The sequence below is a fragment of the Pseudomonas sp. DWRC2-2 genome, from assembly GCF_049897885.1.
In the GTDB taxonomy this organism is placed as follows: domain Bacteria; phylum Pseudomonadota; class Gammaproteobacteria; order Pseudomonadales; family Pseudomonadaceae; genus Aquipseudomonas; species Aquipseudomonas azotoformans_A.
This window is the reverse complement of the sequence record NZ_JAFCXD010000002.1, coordinates 985509-1003759: the sequence shown is the minus strand read 5'-3', so window position 1 is coordinate 1003759 and position 18251 is coordinate 985509. Positions and strand designations below refer to the sequence as shown.

At 56.6% G+C, this 18251-nt stretch carries 13 protein-coding genes; all 13 read right to left on the bottom strand.

Annotated features, from left to right (window positions below; all coding sequences use genetic code 11):
- Nucleotides 1–37: 37 nt before the first annotated feature.
- Entirely contained in the window at nt 38–655 is a 618-nt protein-coding gene (locus ACP7EW_RS13260) for an acetyltransferase (protein WP_426217500.1), read from the bottom strand.
- 161 nt (nt 656–816) lie between these two features.
- Nucleotides 817–2700, bottom strand: a complete 1884-nt coding sequence (locus tag ACP7EW_RS13255) for an acyltransferase family protein (protein WP_426217498.1) — start codon at nt 2698–2700, stop codon at nt 817–819.
- 67 nt (nt 2701–2767) lie between these two features.
- A complete protein-coding gene (locus ACP7EW_RS13250; protein ID WP_426217496.1) occupies nt 2768–3718 on the bottom strand; it encodes a Gfo/Idh/MocA family protein in 951 nt (316 codons plus the stop codon).
- Nucleotides 3719–3799: 81 nt separating this feature from the next.
- Nucleotides 3800–5113, bottom strand: coding sequence for a UDP-N-acetyl-D-glucosamine 6-dehydrogenase (wbpA, locus tag ACP7EW_RS13245; protein WP_426217494.1), 1314 nt, complete (start codon nt 5111–5113; stop codon nt 3800–3802).
- 1269 nt (nt 5114–6382) lie between these two features.
- Complete coding sequence (gene ihfB / locus ACP7EW_RS13240; protein WP_003218804.1) at nt 6383–6679, bottom strand: integration host factor subunit beta; 297 nt, start codon at nt 6677–6679, stop codon at nt 6383–6385.
- A gap of 132 nt (nt 6680–6811) precedes the next feature.
- The gene (locus ACP7EW_RS13235; RefSeq protein ID WP_426217492.1) at nt 6812–7096 is read right to left on the bottom strand and encodes a hypothetical protein; all 285 of its coding nucleotides are present in this window, start codon (nt 7094–7096) and stop codon (nt 6812–6814) included.
- A 162-nt stretch (nt 7097–7258) separates the two neighbouring features.
- A complete protein-coding gene (gene rpsA, locus ACP7EW_RS13230; RefSeq protein WP_012722933.1) occupies nt 7259–8950 on the bottom strand; it encodes a 30S ribosomal protein S1 in 1692 nt (563 codons plus the stop codon).
- A 120-nt stretch (nt 8951–9070) separates the two neighbouring features.
- Nucleotides 9071–9760 (bottom strand): (d)CMP kinase, encoded by a 690-nt coding sequence (cmk, locus tag ACP7EW_RS13225; RefSeq protein WP_003172653.1) that lies wholly within the window; start codon nt 9758–9760, stop codon nt 9071–9073.
- On the bottom strand, nt 9757–11967 hold the full coding sequence (locus ACP7EW_RS13220; RefSeq protein ID WP_426218061.1) for a bifunctional prephenate dehydrogenase/3-phosphoshikimate 1-carboxyvinyltransferase: 2211 nt from the start codon (nt 11965–11967) through the stop codon (nt 9757–9759). The genes cmk and ACP7EW_RS13220 overlap by 4 nt, the downstream gene beginning before the upstream one ends.
- A 28-nt stretch (nt 11968–11995) precedes the next feature.
- Nucleotides 11996–13108, bottom strand: a complete 1113-nt coding sequence (hisC, locus tag ACP7EW_RS13215) for a histidinol-phosphate transaminase (protein ID WP_061435764.1) — start codon at nt 13106–13108, stop codon at nt 11996–11998.
- 9 nt (nt 13109–13117) lie between these two features.
- Nucleotides 13118–14212, bottom strand: a complete 1095-nt coding sequence (gene pheA, locus ACP7EW_RS13210; RefSeq protein ID WP_003172650.1) for a prephenate dehydratase — start codon at nt 14210–14212, stop codon at nt 13118–13120.
- The gene (gene serC, locus ACP7EW_RS13205; RefSeq protein ID WP_028619470.1) at nt 14212–15297 is read right to left on the bottom strand and encodes a 3-phosphoserine/phosphohydroxythreonine transaminase; all 1086 of its coding nucleotides are present in this window, start codon (nt 15295–15297) and stop codon (nt 14212–14214) included. The genes pheA and serC overlap by 1 nt, the downstream gene beginning before the upstream one ends.
- Before the next feature lie 111 nt (nt 15298–15408).
- A complete protein-coding gene (gyrA, locus tag ACP7EW_RS13200; protein ID WP_005786294.1) occupies nt 15409–18063 on the bottom strand; it encodes a DNA gyrase subunit A in 2655 nt (884 codons plus the stop codon).
- Nucleotides 18064–18251: the final 188 nt, after the last annotated feature.

Sequence of the window (18251 nt, the reverse complement as noted above, 5' to 3'; positions counted from 1 at the left end):
TTCCGAAAAAATTAAGACGCTGTACGTGCGCCCCCATCTACAACGCCTTTGCAGGCACCCCGACCACGGTGAGTGAATCGGCGATGTCGCTCACGACTACCGAGCCAGCGCCGACGACAACTTCTTGGCCAATCCGTATTGATTGTTTCACGCTGGCGCCAATACCAACCCAGCTTAGATCACCCACCTGGACGCCTCCGGCCAGTCTGGCGCCGGGACTTATATGAGTAAAGCTCCCTAAATGACAGTCATGATCAACACTGCATCCCGTATTAAGGATAGCCCCTCGGCCAATCCTCGCATCCACGCTTACCACGACCCCGGCGAAAACCACTGACCCTGTACCAATCACTGCGCGCGGACTGATAACTGCTGAAGGATGCACTAACGTAACCAACTGCGCACCCGCCGTCTCCAGTTCTTCGACTTTGCAACGGCGCACACTGTTACTGCCGATCGCAACTATGACCCCGTCAAATTCTCCAACCCGACTTAGCAGCGATGCCGTATTTCCTGAGATGGGCCAGTGACCATTCATCGTGCGTGCCGGCCACTCATCTCCAAAGAACTCTACGCACTGCCAACCACAAGACTCGGCAGTATCGGCCACTACCTTCCCGTGACCACCAGCGCCTAAAATGGCAAGCCGTTTCAAAGCGCTGCTCCTGGGCCATTTAAAGGCGTGACGTCGTCGTCCAATGAGGCACAACTGGCAACGACGGTACGGCTGCAAATAACACCCTTCGCCTTTCTCGGCGCGTATTCCATTAGTGGAAAATCACGATCAGAAAACATAAGCGATACCTGATAGTCCATTCAGAGCGGGGGGGCTAATAATGTCTTAAGAATTGGAGCCGCAAACATACCGTAAGCGCGGGCTCCTATTTCATTCAGATGACTATTATCCATGTAAATCAGTTGGCCTTGAAGAAAAGGAGCGTCTGAAAAAAATTCGCTGCCCGATAAATCTATGAACTCAGCGCCCTTATACTGGCTGACAACAGCTGCGACTTTGGCATTTGCCTGCCGCCAATCCTTGTCTTCACTGACGTTCGAGGGCAAGCCGAGCGTTTCAAAACGTCGTACTCGAAGTAGACTCACATCAAACATCGGCACTTGGGCCAGAACAATGACTCGCACATTGCGTTTGGTTGTCTGCTCTAGAAAATTCGAGAAAGCCGTCATGAATGCCGGGCTTGGGACCTGCCATTGCCACATCGCGGCCACTACGATAACGCGTGCTTGGTCCACATAAGGCGCTAGTGCGGAGATCTGGGATCGACATGCTGCCTCGGCAAACTCGGGCAAACGCTCTACATCAAAACCCGGAATCGGTACGCAACTGCTTCCCGTAATGACTCTCGCAGAAAACTTGTCTTTTTCGACCGCGACATCAAAGAACTCGTTTAATTGTGCCGCGTGACTGTCCCCAAGAACAAGCACGGTCGGCGGCTCGGCAAGATCACCCCGCACACAGGTGCCCACGATCTGCCCGTGACATATTTCGACGTCGGGTGCGTAACGGGTCATCTCTGCAGGCAAGGTTGCTTCCACGGAGGCATTAAGCCGCGGGCTCAAAATGTAAACGAGTGCGGCGACAGTAATGATACCTCCCCCTAAAGCCGGCCCCCACATCCCACGTCCACGCCGCGCAGGCTCCTCCACCCAGCGGTAGGACATCCATGAAAGCGCGTACGTGATCACCAAAAAACTGAGCAGCCAAGTACCCGACAATTCATCATGACCAAGGTAATAACGCATGAACGCCAAGACTGGCCAGTGCCACAGGTAAAGCGAGTAGGAGAGAGTCCCCAGCCACACAAAACCGCGCGAGGAGATAATCTGGCTGACGATGCTGCCTTTGGCCGCAATCAACATGCCCGTTGCCAAGCACGGCAAGAAAGCCGCCAACCCCGGGAAATGTTTTTCGTCCGTGTACATGAAACACAGACCGAGCAAGAACAAACCCGCAACCGAAACCAAAGAGGCCACTCGAGATGACCAACGGTTCCCTATGCCTGCGACCGCGATAAAAACGCCAACCAGGAATTCAGGCACCCTGGCAACGAGCGAGAAATAAACATGCTTTGAATTGTCAGGAAGACTCAGGCGCCACTCGGCGTACATAAAAAAAACAACGCACATCCCACCCACTAATAGACCCAACCACCTGCGTGGAGTCCACAAAATCAGCGCTGGCAAGAAAATATAGAACTGCATTTCAATGGCCAACAACCATGTATGCAGTAGAGGAAGCTCATGTGCACCTGGGGCAAAGTAGCTGCCAAAGTTAGAAAAATATTGATTGCTTACAAAGAAAAATGCCGAAAACAACGATTTTTTAAAGTAGGAAAAATCACTAAGCACAAAAAAAATCGAAGAAACGCAGCTCACAACCGCAAGCATGACAATATAGACTGGAACGATCCGCTTGATGCGATTCCAGTAGAAACCGCTCCAACTGAAATCTTTTTCACGCTCAATAATGATTGAAGAAATCAAAAACCCGGAAATTACAAAAAAAATATCCACGCCAATAAAGCCAGCAGGGAGCCAGCTGCTTTGTGCATGAAAGATCATTACCGCCAAGACTGCAATAGCTCGCAGCCCCTGCACATCACCGCGGAATTTCAGCTTCGCTTCAGAGCGACCCTCTTCAGCAACGAAACCAGCCGCATCTCTTGTTCCAATCAGGCTCACTAAGCTTGCTCAACTTCTCAACAGGAATAGAAGCGGATGACTGCAACAGTCATCCACCTGGTAGATATTATTTTAATAACTCAGACAGTACCGGATGGCCTTCGCCGTCTGCAGGAACTACCACTGTGGAAGCACGAATCGTCTCCACTGTCTGCACGCAATGGCGTGCGTCTTCGATGCCATAGCCACGACCGGCCAATATTTCCTGATAGCTGGTGGTATGAAGATCGGTGAAACCTTCCGAGAACTCCAGCTCTTCACCATCTACCGTGATGGAGCGGTAGGTCGACTTTTTGCCTTTAACGGCGGCCGGCAAATCATTCGCGTCAATCGTCAAGAACCAGCGTACTTTTGCCTTTTCGTATTCCAAGTAGCCCGCTGCTTTGTATTCACTAACAAAGTGCACGACATTTCGTTCAAGTTTTCCAAAAACAAAGTGCAACATGTCAAAAAAGTGAACACCGATGTTGGTCGCCACGCCAAATGACTTGCGCGGATCTCCCTTCCAGCTTTCCATGTACCACTTGCCACGAGACGTCATGTAGGTAAGCTCAACGTCGTACTTACCCGCTTTTTGCTCACGGGCAACTTTCGATTTTAAATCAAGGATCGCCTGATGGTGTCGAAGCTGCAGGATATTAAACACACGCTTACCGGTTTCCACCTCGACGCGTGCGAGTTCATCCAGTATTTCAGTAGTCGGTACAAGCGGCTTTTCGCAAATAACATCACAGCCAAGTCGTAAACCAGCAACAATATGGGCGTGATGTAAATAATTTGGCGAGCAAATAGCTACATAATCAAGCGCTGTACCCGGATCCCGCTTCAATCGAAATGCGTGCTCTTGAAAACGCTCAAACTCGGTAAAGAATTCACTGTTTGGGGACAGGCTGTCGATGATACCGACTGAGTCATTGATGTCATAAGCTGAAACCAGGACATTGCCAGTGTCTTTGATCGCGCGCATGTGGCGCGGCGCGATATACCCGGCAGCACCGATAAGAGCAAAATTTTTCATGGAGTCTTTCCTTAAACATTCGAAGACTCACAGCGCACCCTTGGCGGGGGGCTGGGAGGGCGTATCAATCAGGAGGGCCTATCAAGCCTTCACAATATGCGGCGCCGCTACACGGTACTTACCGCGGCTATCCACGATCAGTTGGGCGGACGCCTTGATGAGCTCGTAGTCGAACTTCTCGTGATCAGTTGCCAACACGACCGCATCGAATGCTGCCAGGCTCTCGGAATTCAGCTCCACGCTCTTGAGATCGAAATGGTGTTCGCGCATCTTGGGGAACACAGGAACATGTGGATCGCTGTAAGCAATTGTGCAGCCTTTAGCCTGGAGCATCTCCATGATTTCTACCGATGGCGACTCACGCATGTCATCGACATTTTTCTTGTAGGCGATACCGAGCACCAGCACTTTGCTGCCCTTGAGCGGCTTGCCACGTTCATTGAGGCCATCCGCAAGCTTACTGACCACGTACTCAGGCATTGCCTGGTTAACCTCACCAGAAAGCTCGATGAAGCGAGTGTGCAACCCATACTCACGGGCCTTCCAGGTCAGATAAAACGGATCGATCGGAATGCAGTGGCCGCCCAGGCCAGGGCCTGGATAATAAGCGGTAAAGCCAAACGGCTTGGTGGCTGCGGCATCCACAACTTCAAAAATGTCGATCCCCATGCGGTCGGCAACGACTTTCATCTCGTTGACCAGACCGATGTTGACGGCGCGATGGATGTTTTCCAGCAGCTTGGTCATTTCTGCTGCTTTGGTGGAGCTGACAGGAACGACCTGATCAATCGCCTGCTCGTAAAGGGCGGTCCCCACCTCCAGGCACGCAGCTGTGTCGCCCCCGATAATTTTCGGGATGGTACGGGTTTCGAAATCAGGATTCCCCGGGTCTTCACGCTCGGGCGAATAAACCAGAAAAATATCCTCGCCCACTACGAGGCCACCTTCCTGGACGCGCGGGAGCAGCTCTTCAACCGTCGTACCTGGATAGGTAGTACTTTCCAGAGATACGATTTGACCAGCACGCAGGTAAGGCTTGATCGCATCAGTGGTGTTGATGACGTAGCTCATGTCAGGTTCGCGATACTTGTTCAACGGCGTGGGTACGCACAAGATCAATGCGTCACACTCAGCAACGCGGGCGAAATCAACTGTTGCTTCAAACCCCGAATTACGGGCGGCAGCGATTTTGGAGGAAGCGATATGTTCGATATAACTCTTGCCGGCGTTAAGGTCGTCGACCTTCTCCACATCGATATCTATGCCGAGCACGCGAAAACCAATCGCATTGTAACGAAGCATTAAAGGCAGACCGACATACCCAAGACCAACAATCCCGATCAACGCTTCCTTATTTTTGAACTTGGTAACACTGGCCAGCTTCTGCAGGTGCATCAGTAACGCTCCAATTAAACTATATAAATTTGAAAGTCAGCTTGTGGCCCTTCAAATGACGACCTCCCTCACTCGGCTTACCGCCTGGCGGCGACCGGATACTCAGCTGTCCCAGTCGCGCATGGACAATCATCGGGCATGAGGCGCCAAGGGTAGCTTTCCGAAAGCAGTCGCTTCGTATCAGACATGGCACGAATTAAATCATAGCTTCGCCCCAAAATCCGCATAAAGATTCCGGCAATAGGGTCGACTACCATGATAGATACCTCGACGACACCACTCGCTGGCGCCCTCCCCCCTGCCATCATGGCAAAGCCTGCCCTAATTCGCTTCGGCGTCTGGCAATGATGTTATCTGGTGGAGAGGCGGATCTTGTATGCAGCATCATACGCGACGGCCCCTCACGCCTCCCTCTGGAAGGCATAGGCGTGAGCCAGCAGCCAGGCCTATCGCAATTTTCGATACTTTCAAAGATTGTCCCCCTCCCGACCAAACGTAAGAACCATACTCATTATGTGTATAGCCGAACACAACCTATAAACTTCGATACAGTTTTATATATGAAATAATTACTTACGACTAAGGAAGTGCGCCACTCTCTTAATGGTACAGAATCACCAAAGATGCATTAGTAACTGCTAAGAAGATCACCCCTCGAGCACATGATGCATATTTCTTTATGGATTTTTATATTTAAAAATAGCAGCTCTCGCTACGCCATGAACATAGCGCATACGAGATAGCCAACAGCGATAATAGGATTACAGCTGCCTTCACTCATCCACGCCGCAAAATTTGAATAGCTGGCGGGTAACGCTTATAGCGCCTACGTGCCTTGCAGAAAGCAAAGCGAAAGTAGGTTTACTTTTTAGATCGCTGGCCATGCTCGCAGAGGGCTTATTCGTCAGCAGCGATTACACCGACCATGCACCCGTTACCAGGCAACTGATTGTGACCGGCAAAGGACGCGACAGACAAGGACCACCTGGCCCCTATCCCAGGTCACTGACTCGTGGACGGGAATGACTTCTTATGCCCTTTTCGGCAAAACAACAGAACCAGTACGGGCCCCACGAGCATACCAACGATCAACGCCAACACTAAAAATACCGAAACCGGCACTTGTGATGTAGACCAACCCAACAATGAAAGCGTAGCCTTCTGCTGGTTTTCAAGTATGAATGCCAACACTATCAAGCCAGTGACCAGCACTGCCAATATCGCAAAAACACGCTTAATCCCGCGCATATCTCCCCCCCTATCAAATGCTCAGACGCCCTCTTCCTCATCCTCATTCACCCGATCCCGCAACTCCTTCCCCGGCTTGAAATGAGGCACAAACTTCCCATCCAGGCTCACCGACTGACCAGTCTTAGGATTCCGCCCTACCCGCGGCGCACGATAGTGCAGCGAAAAACTCCCAAACCCCCGGATCTCAATCCGGTCCCCAGTCGCTAAGCACTGGGACATTTGCTCAAGCATGGTCTTGATAGCCAGCTCGACATCTTTGGATGAGAGCAGCCCTTGATGGGTGACAATTCGTTCGATCAACTCCGACTTCGTCATATTTTTCCCTTCTTTTTCAAGCAGCTAGGAAAAGCGCTTCGAAGGTTTTAGCATGACTTGATGAATTTGAACAGCCCATGCATAAACTTATCTGCTGGTTGAATAAACGCCCGTATCGCACGCGCTATACGCTCAATTGCAGATCACCAGCATCGTCCGCGTTACTGCGCCGGCGGGGTTCCAGCCGAACAGGTAGTCACCCTCCTCATCCTTGGCGTCACTGGACTTGGTGATGACCTTATAGCCTTGCATCTTGCACTCTCGGGCAGCGCGCTTTTCGCACTTCTGCCAGTTGTTGCCCAGCCCTGAGCAATCGATCTCGATGCCGCTCACGCCGCGTTTGGCGTGGGTCTTGGCGCTGGTGGCGGAGCAGCCTGCAAGCACTACCACGGCGAGTATTACGATAAGCCTGTTCATTCAAATCCTTATTGAAGCTACAACACTAGAGCGCTTTTTTCTTAAGACTATAGTCACTTCTGACACTGAGCTGTACGCCTTGGTTCTCGGTTGTTGATTCAACGAATTTCAGGCACAAAAAAGGGCGACCGAAGTCGCCCTTTTTCTATGGTCTGACAGAACTTAGTTCTGTTTTTCCATTTGTGCACGCAACAGGTCACCCAGAGTGGTAGGACCAGCAGCGATGCTATCCGAAGGCTTGTCTTTCAAGCTTTGGATGGCTTCTTTCTCTTCAGCATCGTCTTTCGACTTGATGGAGAGCTGGATTACACGGCTCTTGCGGTCAACGCTGATGATCTTGGCTTCTACTTCCTGGCCTTCTTTCAGAACGTTGCGCGCGTCTTCAACGCGGTCACGGCTGATTTCGGAGGCTTTCAGAGTCGCTTCGATATCGTCGGCCAGAGTGATGATGGCGCCTTTAGCGTCAACTTCTTTCACGATGCCTTTAACGATTGCGCCTTTGTCGTTGTCCTGAACGTATTCAGAGAACGGGTCGCTTTCCAGTTGCTTGATACCCAGGGAGATGCGCTCGCGCTCTGGGTCAACCGACAGGATAACGGTGTCCAGCTCGTCGCCCTTCTTGAAACGACGAACAGCTTCTTCGCCCACTTCGTTCCAGGAGATGTCGGACAGGTGAACCAGGCCGTCGATGCCGCCATCCAGACCAATGAAGATACCGAAATCGGTGATCGACTTGATGGTGCCGGAGATTTTATCGCCCTTGTTGAACTGGCCAGAGAAATCTTCCCATGGGTTAGATTTGCACTGCTTGATGCCCAGGGAGATACGACGACGCTCTTCGTCGATGTCCAGAACCATAACTTCCACTTCGTCGCCGACTTGTACGACTTTCGAAGGGTGGATGTTTTTGTTGGTCCAGTCCATTTCGGAAACGTGTACCAGGCCTTCCACGCCTTCTTCCAGCTCAGCGAAGCAGCCGTAGTCGGTCAGGTTGGTAACACGCGCGGTAACGCGAGTGCTTTCTGGGTAACGGGCTTTGATAGCAACCCATGGATCTTCACCCAGTTGCTTCAGGCCCAGGGAAACACGGTTGCGCTCGCGATCGTATTTCAGAACCTTGACATCGATCTCGTCGCCAACATTGACGATTTCGGAAGGATGCTTGATACGCTTCCAAGCCATGTCGGTAATGTGCAGCAGGCCATCCACGCCACCCAGGTCGACGAATGCGCCGTAGTCGGTGAGGTTTTTGACGATACCTTTGACTTGTTGGCCTTCCTGCAGGGATTCCAGCAGAGCTTCACGCTCGGCGGAGTTCTCTGCTTCCAGGACGCTGCGACGGGAAACGACAACGTTGTTGCGCTTCTGGTCGAGTTTGATGACCTTGAATTCGAGTTCTTTGCCTTCCAGGTGCGTGGTGTCGCGCACAGGACGAACGTCGACCAAAGAACCTGGCAGGAACGCACGGATGCCGTTAACGTCGACAGTGAAGCCGCCTTTAACCTTACCGTTGATAACGCCCTTGACCACTTCTTCAGCTGCGAAGGCTGCTTCGAGAACAATCCAGCATTCAGCGCGCTTGGCTTTTTCACGGGACAGCTTGGTTTCACCGAAACCGTCTTCAACCGAGTCCAGAGCAACGTGAACTTCGTCACCGACATTGATTGTCAGATCACCAGCATCGTTGTAGAACTGTTCCAGCGGGATCAGAGCTTCAGACTTCAGACCAGCGTGAACGGTTACCCAGCGAGCTTGGTAATCGATATCAACGATAACACCGGTGATGATGGAGCCTGCCTGAAGGTTCAGGGTTTTTAGGCTTTCTTCAAAGAGTTCCGCAAAGCTTTCGCTCATTTTAATTCCTGTTGATAAGGGCGAAGAATACGCCCATCTCCACACCCCAGACGGTGTGGGTCAGTTTCAGTTAAAAGAAGCCACCGCAGGACTATGACTGGTCCCCTGCGGCCTTCTTGATCACCCGGCGATATCGCGAATGGCGATTTCACTCAAGATGCGTTCCAGCACCTGCTCGATGGACAACTCCGTGGAATCCAGCTGTATGGCATCAGCCGCCGGCTTGAGCGGGGCTACTGCGCGCTGGGTATCACGCTCATCGCGTGCACGGATCTCATCTAGCAGACTCGACAGACTAACACCATCGACTTTGCCCTTCAACTGCAAGTAGCGGCGACGAGCTCGCTCCTCGGCGCTGGCGGTCAGGAAAATCTTCAGAGGCGCCTCGGGAAACACCACGGTGCCCATATCACGACCATCGGCCACCAGACCCGGCGGCTCCTGAAAAGCCCGCTGGCGCTGCAGCAGCGCATCACGCACGGCCGGCAACGCGGCAACCTGGGAAGCCCAGGAGCCGACCTGTTCGTTGCGCAGGTCATCCGTCACATCGTCCCCTTCGAGGATGATGCGCTGGGGATGACCTTCCGTCGCGCCGACAAACTGCACATCAAGGTGTGCGGCCAGCAGCTTCAGGGATTCTTCGTTGGTCAGGTCGACGCCATGGTTGCGTGCGGCGAATGCCAGCAGACGGTATAGCGCGCCGGAATCCAGCAGGCACCAGCCCAGGCGCTTGGCCAGGATGCCGGCGATCGTGCCTTTGCCCGAGCCGCTTGGCCCGTCGATGGTAATCACCGGTGCTTTGATATTCACAATTGAGCCTCTTGGGCAACACGGATGCCGACGTGGGCACACAGTGTAAGAAAATTCGGAAAAGACGTAGCAACATTGGCGCAGTCACGGATACGAATCGGCGCCGCCGCCCGTAGGGAAGCCACGCTGAACGCCATGGCAATGCGGTGATCGCCATGGGCATGCACCTCACCACCGCCCATCGGGCCACCCTCAATGATAATCCCATCAGGGGTCGGTTCACACTTCACGCCCAACGCCAGCAGACCATCGGCCATGACCTGGATACGGTCGGACTCTTTCACGCGCAGCTCTGAAGCGCCACGCAACACCGTTCGCCCTTCAGCACAGGCCGCCGCGACGAACAACACCGGGAATTCATCGATCGCCAACGGCACCAGTGCTTCGGGAATCTCGATACCCTTCAGCGGTGCCGCGCGTACGCGCAGATCCGCGACAGGCTCACCACCTACCTCACGCTGGTTTTCCAGGGTGATATCCGCCCCCATCAGTCGCAGGATATCGATCACGCCGGTGCGCGTGGGATTAACGCCCACATGCTCAAGCAGCAGCTCAGAACCTTCAGCAATAGAAGCCGCTACCAGGAAAAACGCTGAAGAGGAAATATCCCCCGGCACTTCTATATGGGCAGCCGTCAGCGCATGACCGGACTCCACCGACGCCGTCGCGCCCTCCACCACCACCGGATAACCAAAGCCACGCAACATGCGCTCGGTGTGGTCACGGGTCGGCGCAGGCTCGGTCACCGCGGTTTTACCTTCAGCGTACAACCCAGCCAACAACAGGCAGGACTTGACCTGGGCACTGGCCATCGGCATTGCATAAGCCAGGCCTTTCAACGACTGGCCACCCCGAATGGTCAGCGGCGGACGCCCTTCCGGTCCCGTTTCGATCACCGCGCCCATTTCCCGCAGCGGCTTGGCTACACGACTCATCGGGCGCTTGGACAAGGACGCATCGCCGGTCAGCACACTGTCAAAGCTCTGCGCTGCCAGCAAACCGGACAGCAAACGCATGGAAGTACCGGAGTTACCCAGGTAAATCGGCCCCGGCGCCGGCTTCAGGCCATGCAGCCCCACGCCATGAATGGTCACGCGCCCATGGTGCGGGCCTTCAATCACCACGCCCATGTCGCGAAACGCCTGCAAGGTCGCCAGGGCATCTTCGCCTTCAAGGAAACCTTCGACCTCAGTCACACCCTCAGCCAACGAACCCAGCATGATCGAACGATGGGAGATCGACTTATCGCCCGGCACCCGAATGCTTCCGCTCAAGCGGCCACCCGGTTCGGCGAGGAAGGTCAACTCATCAGCGTTCACAGCGGTTTCCATGTAGGCCCGGCGCGCCAGGATCTTGCTGAAATGCTCACGCGCCACCCGCGCACGGGTGAACACGCCCAATAATTGATGGCCATCTCCAGCATCAACCGCGTCGCGCAAGGCGTCGAGGTCGCTGCGGAAGGTGTCCAGGGTGCGCAACACCGCTTCGCGATTGGCGAGGAAGATGTCGTGCCACATCACCGGGTCGCTGCCGGCAATCCGCGTGAAATCACGGAAGCCACCGGCGGCGTAGCGGAAAATCTCGAGGTTCTCGTTGCGCTTGGCCAGGGAGTCCACCAGGCCAAATGCGAGCAAGTGCGGCAGATGACTGGTCGCGGCCAGCACTTCGTCATGGCGCTCGACCTGCATATGTTCGACATCCGCGCCCAGTTCACGCCACAAACGATCCACCACCGCCAACGCAGCCGGATCGGTTTGCGCAAGCGGCGTCAGGATGACTTTATGGCGACGGAACAGCTGCGCATTGGACGCCTCTACCCCACTCTGCTCGGAGCCAGCAATCGGATGCCCCGGTACGAAGCGCGCCGGCATACCACCAAAGGCCAGTTGCGCCGCGCGCACCACATTGCCTTTGGCACTGCCGACGTCTGTCAGGATCGCCTGGCCCAGGTCCATGCCCGCCAACACGGCGAGCAATTTCTCCATGGCCAGGATCGGGACGGCCAGCTGGATCACGTCAGCGCCCTGGCACGCGAGCGCCAGGTCCGCCTCACAACGATCCACCACCCCCAACTCAACCGCCAGCTTGCGCGATTGCGGGTCCAGGTCCACACCGACCACTTCGCCACACAGCCCGCTTTCACGCAGGCCTTTGGCGAAGGAGCCGCCGATCAACCCCAGACCGACCACCACCAGGCGACCGATCATAGGCACAGCAGGTTGCAATGCAGTGACATCAACCACGGGCCAGAACCTTGGCCAGCGCCTCCAGGAAGCGGGCGTTTTCTGCCGGCAGGCCGATGGTGATGCGCAGGTGGTTCGGCATGCCGTAGTTGGCGGTCGGACGCACGATCACGCCTTCGCGCAACAGGCCCTGGAACACCGGCGCAGCCACCTGGCCGAGGTCGACACAAATGAAGTTGCCCTTGGACGGAATCCAGCCCAGGCCCAGCTCACGGAAGCCTTCCTGCAGTTGCAGCATGCCGCTTTCGTTGATACGACGACCTTCTTCCAGGTACTCGGCATCCTTCACCGCCGCGCAGGCCGCCGCCAGGGCGAGACTGTTGACGTTGAACGGCTGGCGCACACGGTTCAGCACATCGGCCACCACGGCAGTGGACAGGCCATAGCCGACCCGCAGCGACGCCAGGCCATAAGCCTTGGAGAACGTACGTGAAACCAGCAGGTTCGGGTACGCCGCCAGGAAATCCAGGCCGTTCGGCAAATCACTGCCTTCGGCGTATTCGATGTAGGCCTCGTCCAGCACGACCAGCACATGTTCCGGCACGTCTTGCAGGAAGTCGTTCAGCGCTTGCGCGTCGAACCAGGTGCCGGTCGGGTTGTTCGGGTTGGCAATAAACACTACGCGGGTCTGGGCATCGATGGCCGCCAGCATGGCCGGCAAGTCGTGACCCCAATCCTTCGCAGGAACAACGCGCGCATCAGCGCCGACCGCCTGGGTCACGATCGGATAGACCGCAAACGCGTGCTCGCTGAACACCGCATTCAAGCCCGGCGCCAGATACGCACGGCCAACCAGCTCAAGAATGTCGTTGGAACCGTTGCCCAGGGTGACCTGGTTCAGCTCGACCCGGCATTTTTCCGCCAGCAGTGACTTCAGGGCAAAGCCGTTGCCATCGGGGTAGCGGGTCAGCTCAGCCAGTTCTTCACGAATCGCCGCCAACACTTTTGGGCTCGGGCCCAGCGGGTTTTCGTTACTGGCCAGCTTGACGATGTTCGCCGGATCCAGGTTCAACTCACGCGCCAACTCGTCCACAGGTTTGCCCGGAACGTAAGGCGACAGTTGTTGCACGCCCGGCTGCGCCAGGGCGAGGAAGTTGCCACTCATGTTAAAGCCTCACAGAACCGCTTTCGGGTAAGAGCCCAGCACCTTGAGTGCCACGGCTTCCTGACTGATTTTCTCCAGCACACCTTTGACCAGTGGGTCGCGGTGGTGGCCGATGAAGTCGATAAAGAACACGTAAGTCCATTTACCGCTGCGCGAAGGACGAGTCTCGATGCGCGTCAGGTCAATCCCGTTATCGTGGAACGGCACCAGCAGCTCATGCAGCGCGCCGGGCTTGTTGCTCATGGAGACGATGATGGACGTCTTGTCGTCGCCCGTTGGCGGCACTTCCTGGCTGCCGATCATCAGGAAGCGCGTGGAGTTGTCCGGGCGGTCCTCGATTTTCTCGGCCAGACGCGTCAGGCCATACAGGCCCGCTGCCATATCACCGGCGATGGCCGCCGAGTTCCACTCACCCTTGACGCGCTTGGCCGCCTCGGCATTGCTGGAGACCGCCACGCGCTCGACGTTCGGGTAGTGCGCGTCCAGCCACTTGCGGCACTGGGCCAGGGACTGGGCGTGGGAGTAGATACGGCTGATGCTGTCGGTCTTGGTGTTCTCGCCCACCAACAGGTGGTGGTGGATGCGCAACTCGACTTCGCCGCAGATCACCATGTCGTGCTCAAGGAAGCTGTCCAGCGTGTGGTTGACCGCGCCTTCGGTGGAGTTTTCCACCGGCACCACGCCAAAATTCACCGCACCGGCCGCCACTTCGCGGAACACTTCGTCGATCGCCGCCATTGGCTTGCTGATCACCGCGTGGCCGAAGTGCTTCATGGCCGCCGCCTGGGTGAAAGTACCTTCCGGGCCGAGGTAAGCCACTTTCAGCGGCTGTTCCAGGGCCAGGCACGAAGACATGATTTCACGGAACAACCGCGCCATCTCTTCGTTGCCCAGTGGGCCTTTGTTGCGCTCCATCACGCGCTTGAGCACCTGGGCTTCACGCTCGGGCCGGTAGAACACCGGCACTTCGCCTTCGGCCAGGGACGCCATCTTCACCCGTGCCACTTCCTGGGCGCACCGCGCACGCTCACTGATCAGCTCCAGGACTTTCTCGTCCAGGCTGTCAATGCGTACGCGCAGCGCCTTGAGTTCTTGCTCAGACATTAGCCGTGTTCCTTTTCGAACTCTGCCATGTAGGCAACCAACGCGTTGATCGCGTGGATGTCGACGGCGTTGTAGATGGAGGCGCGCATGCCACCCACCGAGCGGTGACCCTTGAGGTTGAGAAGGCCGCGCTCGTCGGCACCGGCCAGGAATGGCTTGTCCAGACGATCGTCAGCCAGGCGGAACGGCACGTTCATCCACGAGCGGTCAGTCAGGTTGATCGGGTTGCTGTACAAGCCGCTGGCGTCGATGAAGTCGTACAGGGTGCGCTTCTTCTCTTCGTTGAGCTTGCCCATGGCGGCCACACCGCCCTGCTCTTTAAGCCATTCGAACACCAGGCCGGAGAGGTACCAGGCAAACGCCGGCGGCGTGTTGTACATCGAGCCGTTATCGGCCGCGACCTTGTAGTTGAGCATGGTCGGGCACAGCGAACGGGCGCGACCGAGCAAGTCTTCGCGGATGATGTTGACCAGAATGCCGCTCGGGCCGATGTTCTTCTGCGCACCGGCGTAGATCATGCCGTACTTGGACACATCGATAGGACGCGAAAGGATGTCCGAGGACATGTCGCACACCAGCGGCACGTCACCGACTTCCGGCACCCAGTCAAACTCCAGGCCGCCGATGGTTTCGTTCGCAACGTAGTGCACGTAGGCAGCGTCCTTCGACAGCTTCCACTCGTTCTGACCGGGAATGGCGAAGTAGTCGTACGGCTTGGCGGTACCCGCGACATTGACGTGACCGTAACGAGAGGCCTCTTCAATGGCCTTCTGGCCCCAGATGCCCGTGTCGATATAGTCAGCCGTGCCGTCTTCCGGCAACAGGTTCAGCGGGATCTGGGCGAACTGCTGGCTGGCGCCGCCCTGCAGGAACAGCACTTTGTAGTTGGATGGAATGTCCAGCAAGTCGCGCAGGTCCTGCTCGGCCTTGGTGGCGATGGACACGAACTCATCGCTGCGATGGCTCATTTCCATCACGGAGAGGCCTTTTCCATGCCAGTCGAGGAGTTCACCCTGCGCACGCTGCAGGACTGCTTCAGGAAGCGCCGCGGGACCGGCACAGAAGTTATAGGCTCTCTTGCTCACATCCAATCTCACTCTGATCTGGTGGGGTGGTGCAATAAACAGGTGTTTCAATACTTTCAGAAGGGACAAACAACAAGGGGGCGAATCTTCATCCGCCCCCTGTGTGTCCGCTTATTCCTGCGGTTCTTCTTCGTCTGCGGCAGCGTCGAGGGTCGGCTCGTCGACGTTGTCATCGCCAGCTGCGATCACCTCGCCGTCAAACTCTTCACCTTCCAGCTCTTCGCCTTCGACTTCCGAAGGCTCCTGGACACGTTCAAGGCCAACCAGTTTTTCGTCCTTGGCCAGCTTGATCAGGGTCACGCCCTGGGTGTTACGACCCAGGCTCGACACTTCAGCCACACGGGTACGTACCAGGGTGCCCTGGTCGGAAATCAGCATGATTTCCTCGCCGTCGAGCACCTGCACCGCGCCGACCAGACGGCCATTGCGGTCGTTGCTGACCATGGCGATCACGCCCTGGCCGCCACGCTTGTACTCCGGGAACTCGCTGATGGCCGTACGCTTGCCATAACCACGCTCGGAAGCGGTGAGGATCTGGCTGCCTTCTTCCGGGATCAGCATCGAAATCAGCTTCTGCCCTTCCGGCAGACGCATGCCACGTACACCTCGGGCGGTACGGCCCATGGCGCGAACGTCGGATTCCTTGAAGCGCGTGACCTTGCCGCCGTCGGAGAACAGCATGACTTCACGCTCGCCATCGGTGATGGCCGCGGAGATCAGTACGTCGCCTTCGTCCAGCTCCAGGGCGATCAGGCCCACGCTGCGCTGACGGCTGAAGGATTCCAGCGGGGTCTTCTTCACGGTGCCTTTGGCGGTGGCCATGAAGATAAAGTGACCTTCGGTGTACTCCTCGACTGGCAGCATGGTGGTGATGTATTCATCACTGTCCAGCGGCAGCAGGTTGACCAGCGGACGACCACGGGCAGCGCGGGAGGCTTCCGGGATTTCGTAGGTTTTCAGCCAGTACACCTTGCCCTTGCTGGAGAACAGCAGCAGCGTGGTGTGGCTGTTGGCGACCAGCAGGTGAGCGATGTAGTCCTCATCCTTCACGCCGGTAGCCGATTTACCTTTACCGCCACGACGCTGGGCCTGGTATGCCGCCAATGGCTGGGTCTTGGCATAGCCACCGTGGGAGATGGTCACCACGCGCTCTTCTTCCGGGATCATGTCACCCAGGGTCAGGTCGAGGCGGGCATCGAGGATCTCGGTACGGCGCACATCGCCGTATTCAGCGCGGATCACTTCCAGTTCTTCGCGGATCACTTCCATCAGGCGCACGGCGCTGCTGAGGATGCGGATCAACTCGCCGATCTGGTTGAGGATCTCCTGGTACTCGGCCAGCAGCTTTTCGTGCTCCAGGCCGGTCAGGCGGTGCAGGCGCAGTTCCAGGATGGCCTGGGCCTGTTCCGGGGACAGGAAGTACTTGCCTTCGCGCAGGCCGTATTGTGGGTCCAGGGTCTCTGGACGGCACGAATCAGCGCCGGCACGCTCAACCATGGCCACCACGGCGCTGGATTCCCAAGGGGTGCTGATCAGCGCTTCCTTGGCTTCCGACGGGGTTGGCGAAGCCTTGATCAGTGCGATCACCGGGTCGATATTCGACAGCGCAACCGCCTGGCCTTCCAGGATGTGGCCGCGTTCGCGGGCCTTGCGCAGTTCGAACACGGTACGGCGGGTCACCACTTCACGACGGTGACGCACGAAGGCTTCCAGCAGATCCTTGAGGTTCAGGATGCGCGGGCGGCCGTCGATCAGTGCAACCACGTTGATACCAAACACGCTTTGCAGCTGGGTCTGGGCGTAGAGGTTATTGAGGATCACCTCCGGCACTTCGCCACGACGCAGCTCGATCACCACGCGCATACCGTCCTTGTCGGACTCGTCGCGCAGCTCGGTAATGCCTTCGAGCTTCTTCTCTTTAACCAGCTCGGCGATCTTCTCGATCAGACGCGCTTTGTTCAGCTGGTACGGGAGTTCAGTGATGACGATTTGCTGGCGGCCACCGACCTTGTCGATGTCTTCGATCATCGAGCGGGCGCGCATGTAAATGCGGCCGCGACCGGTGCGGTAGGCTTCGATGATGCCGGCGCGACCGTTGATAATCGCGGCGGTCGGGAAGTCCGGGCCGGGGATGTATTGCATCAGCTCATCGACGGTCAGCTCAGGGTTGTCGATGAGGGCCAGGCAACCGTCGATGACTTCACCGAGGTTGTGCGGCGGGATGTTGGTTGCCATGCCCACGGCGATACCGCTGGAACCGTTGACCAGCAGGTTGGGGATCTTGGTCGGCATGACCGCCGGGATCATTTCGGTGCCGTCGTAGTTCGGCACCCAGTCCACGGTTTCTTTATGCAGGTCGGCCAGCAGCTCGTGCGCCAGCTTGGTCATGCGCACTTCGGTGTATCGCATGGCCGCAGCGTTGTCGCCGTCGACCGAACCGAAGTTGCCCTGGCCGTCTACCAGCAGGTAGCGCAGGGAAAACGGCTGGGCCATCCGAACGATGGTGTCGTACACCGCAGTGTCGCCGTGGGGGTGATACTTACCGATCACGTCACCGACAACACGGGCAGATTTCTTGTACGGCTTGTTCCAGTCGTTACCCAGCTCGCTCATCGCGAACAGCACACGCCGGTGCACGGGCTTCAAGCCATCGCGCGCATCAGGCAGTGCCCGACCGACAATTACGCTCATCGCGTAGTCGAGGTAGGACTGTTTCAGCTCGTCTTCGATATTGACCGGGAGGATTTCTTTGGCCAGTTCGCCCATGAGAAGCCTGATTCCTTTTTCGGGTGAAACCTCGTCACATCCATATGGGACGAACGAAGCTCGCCGCTGCCGGCAGAGTGCCTGACAACGACTTACGACAAATCAACGAGTTATGACACGGATCTGCACGTTATAGGCCACCCCTCGGGGCAACCCTGGAAACCGCCGGATGTTATCACAATCGCCGC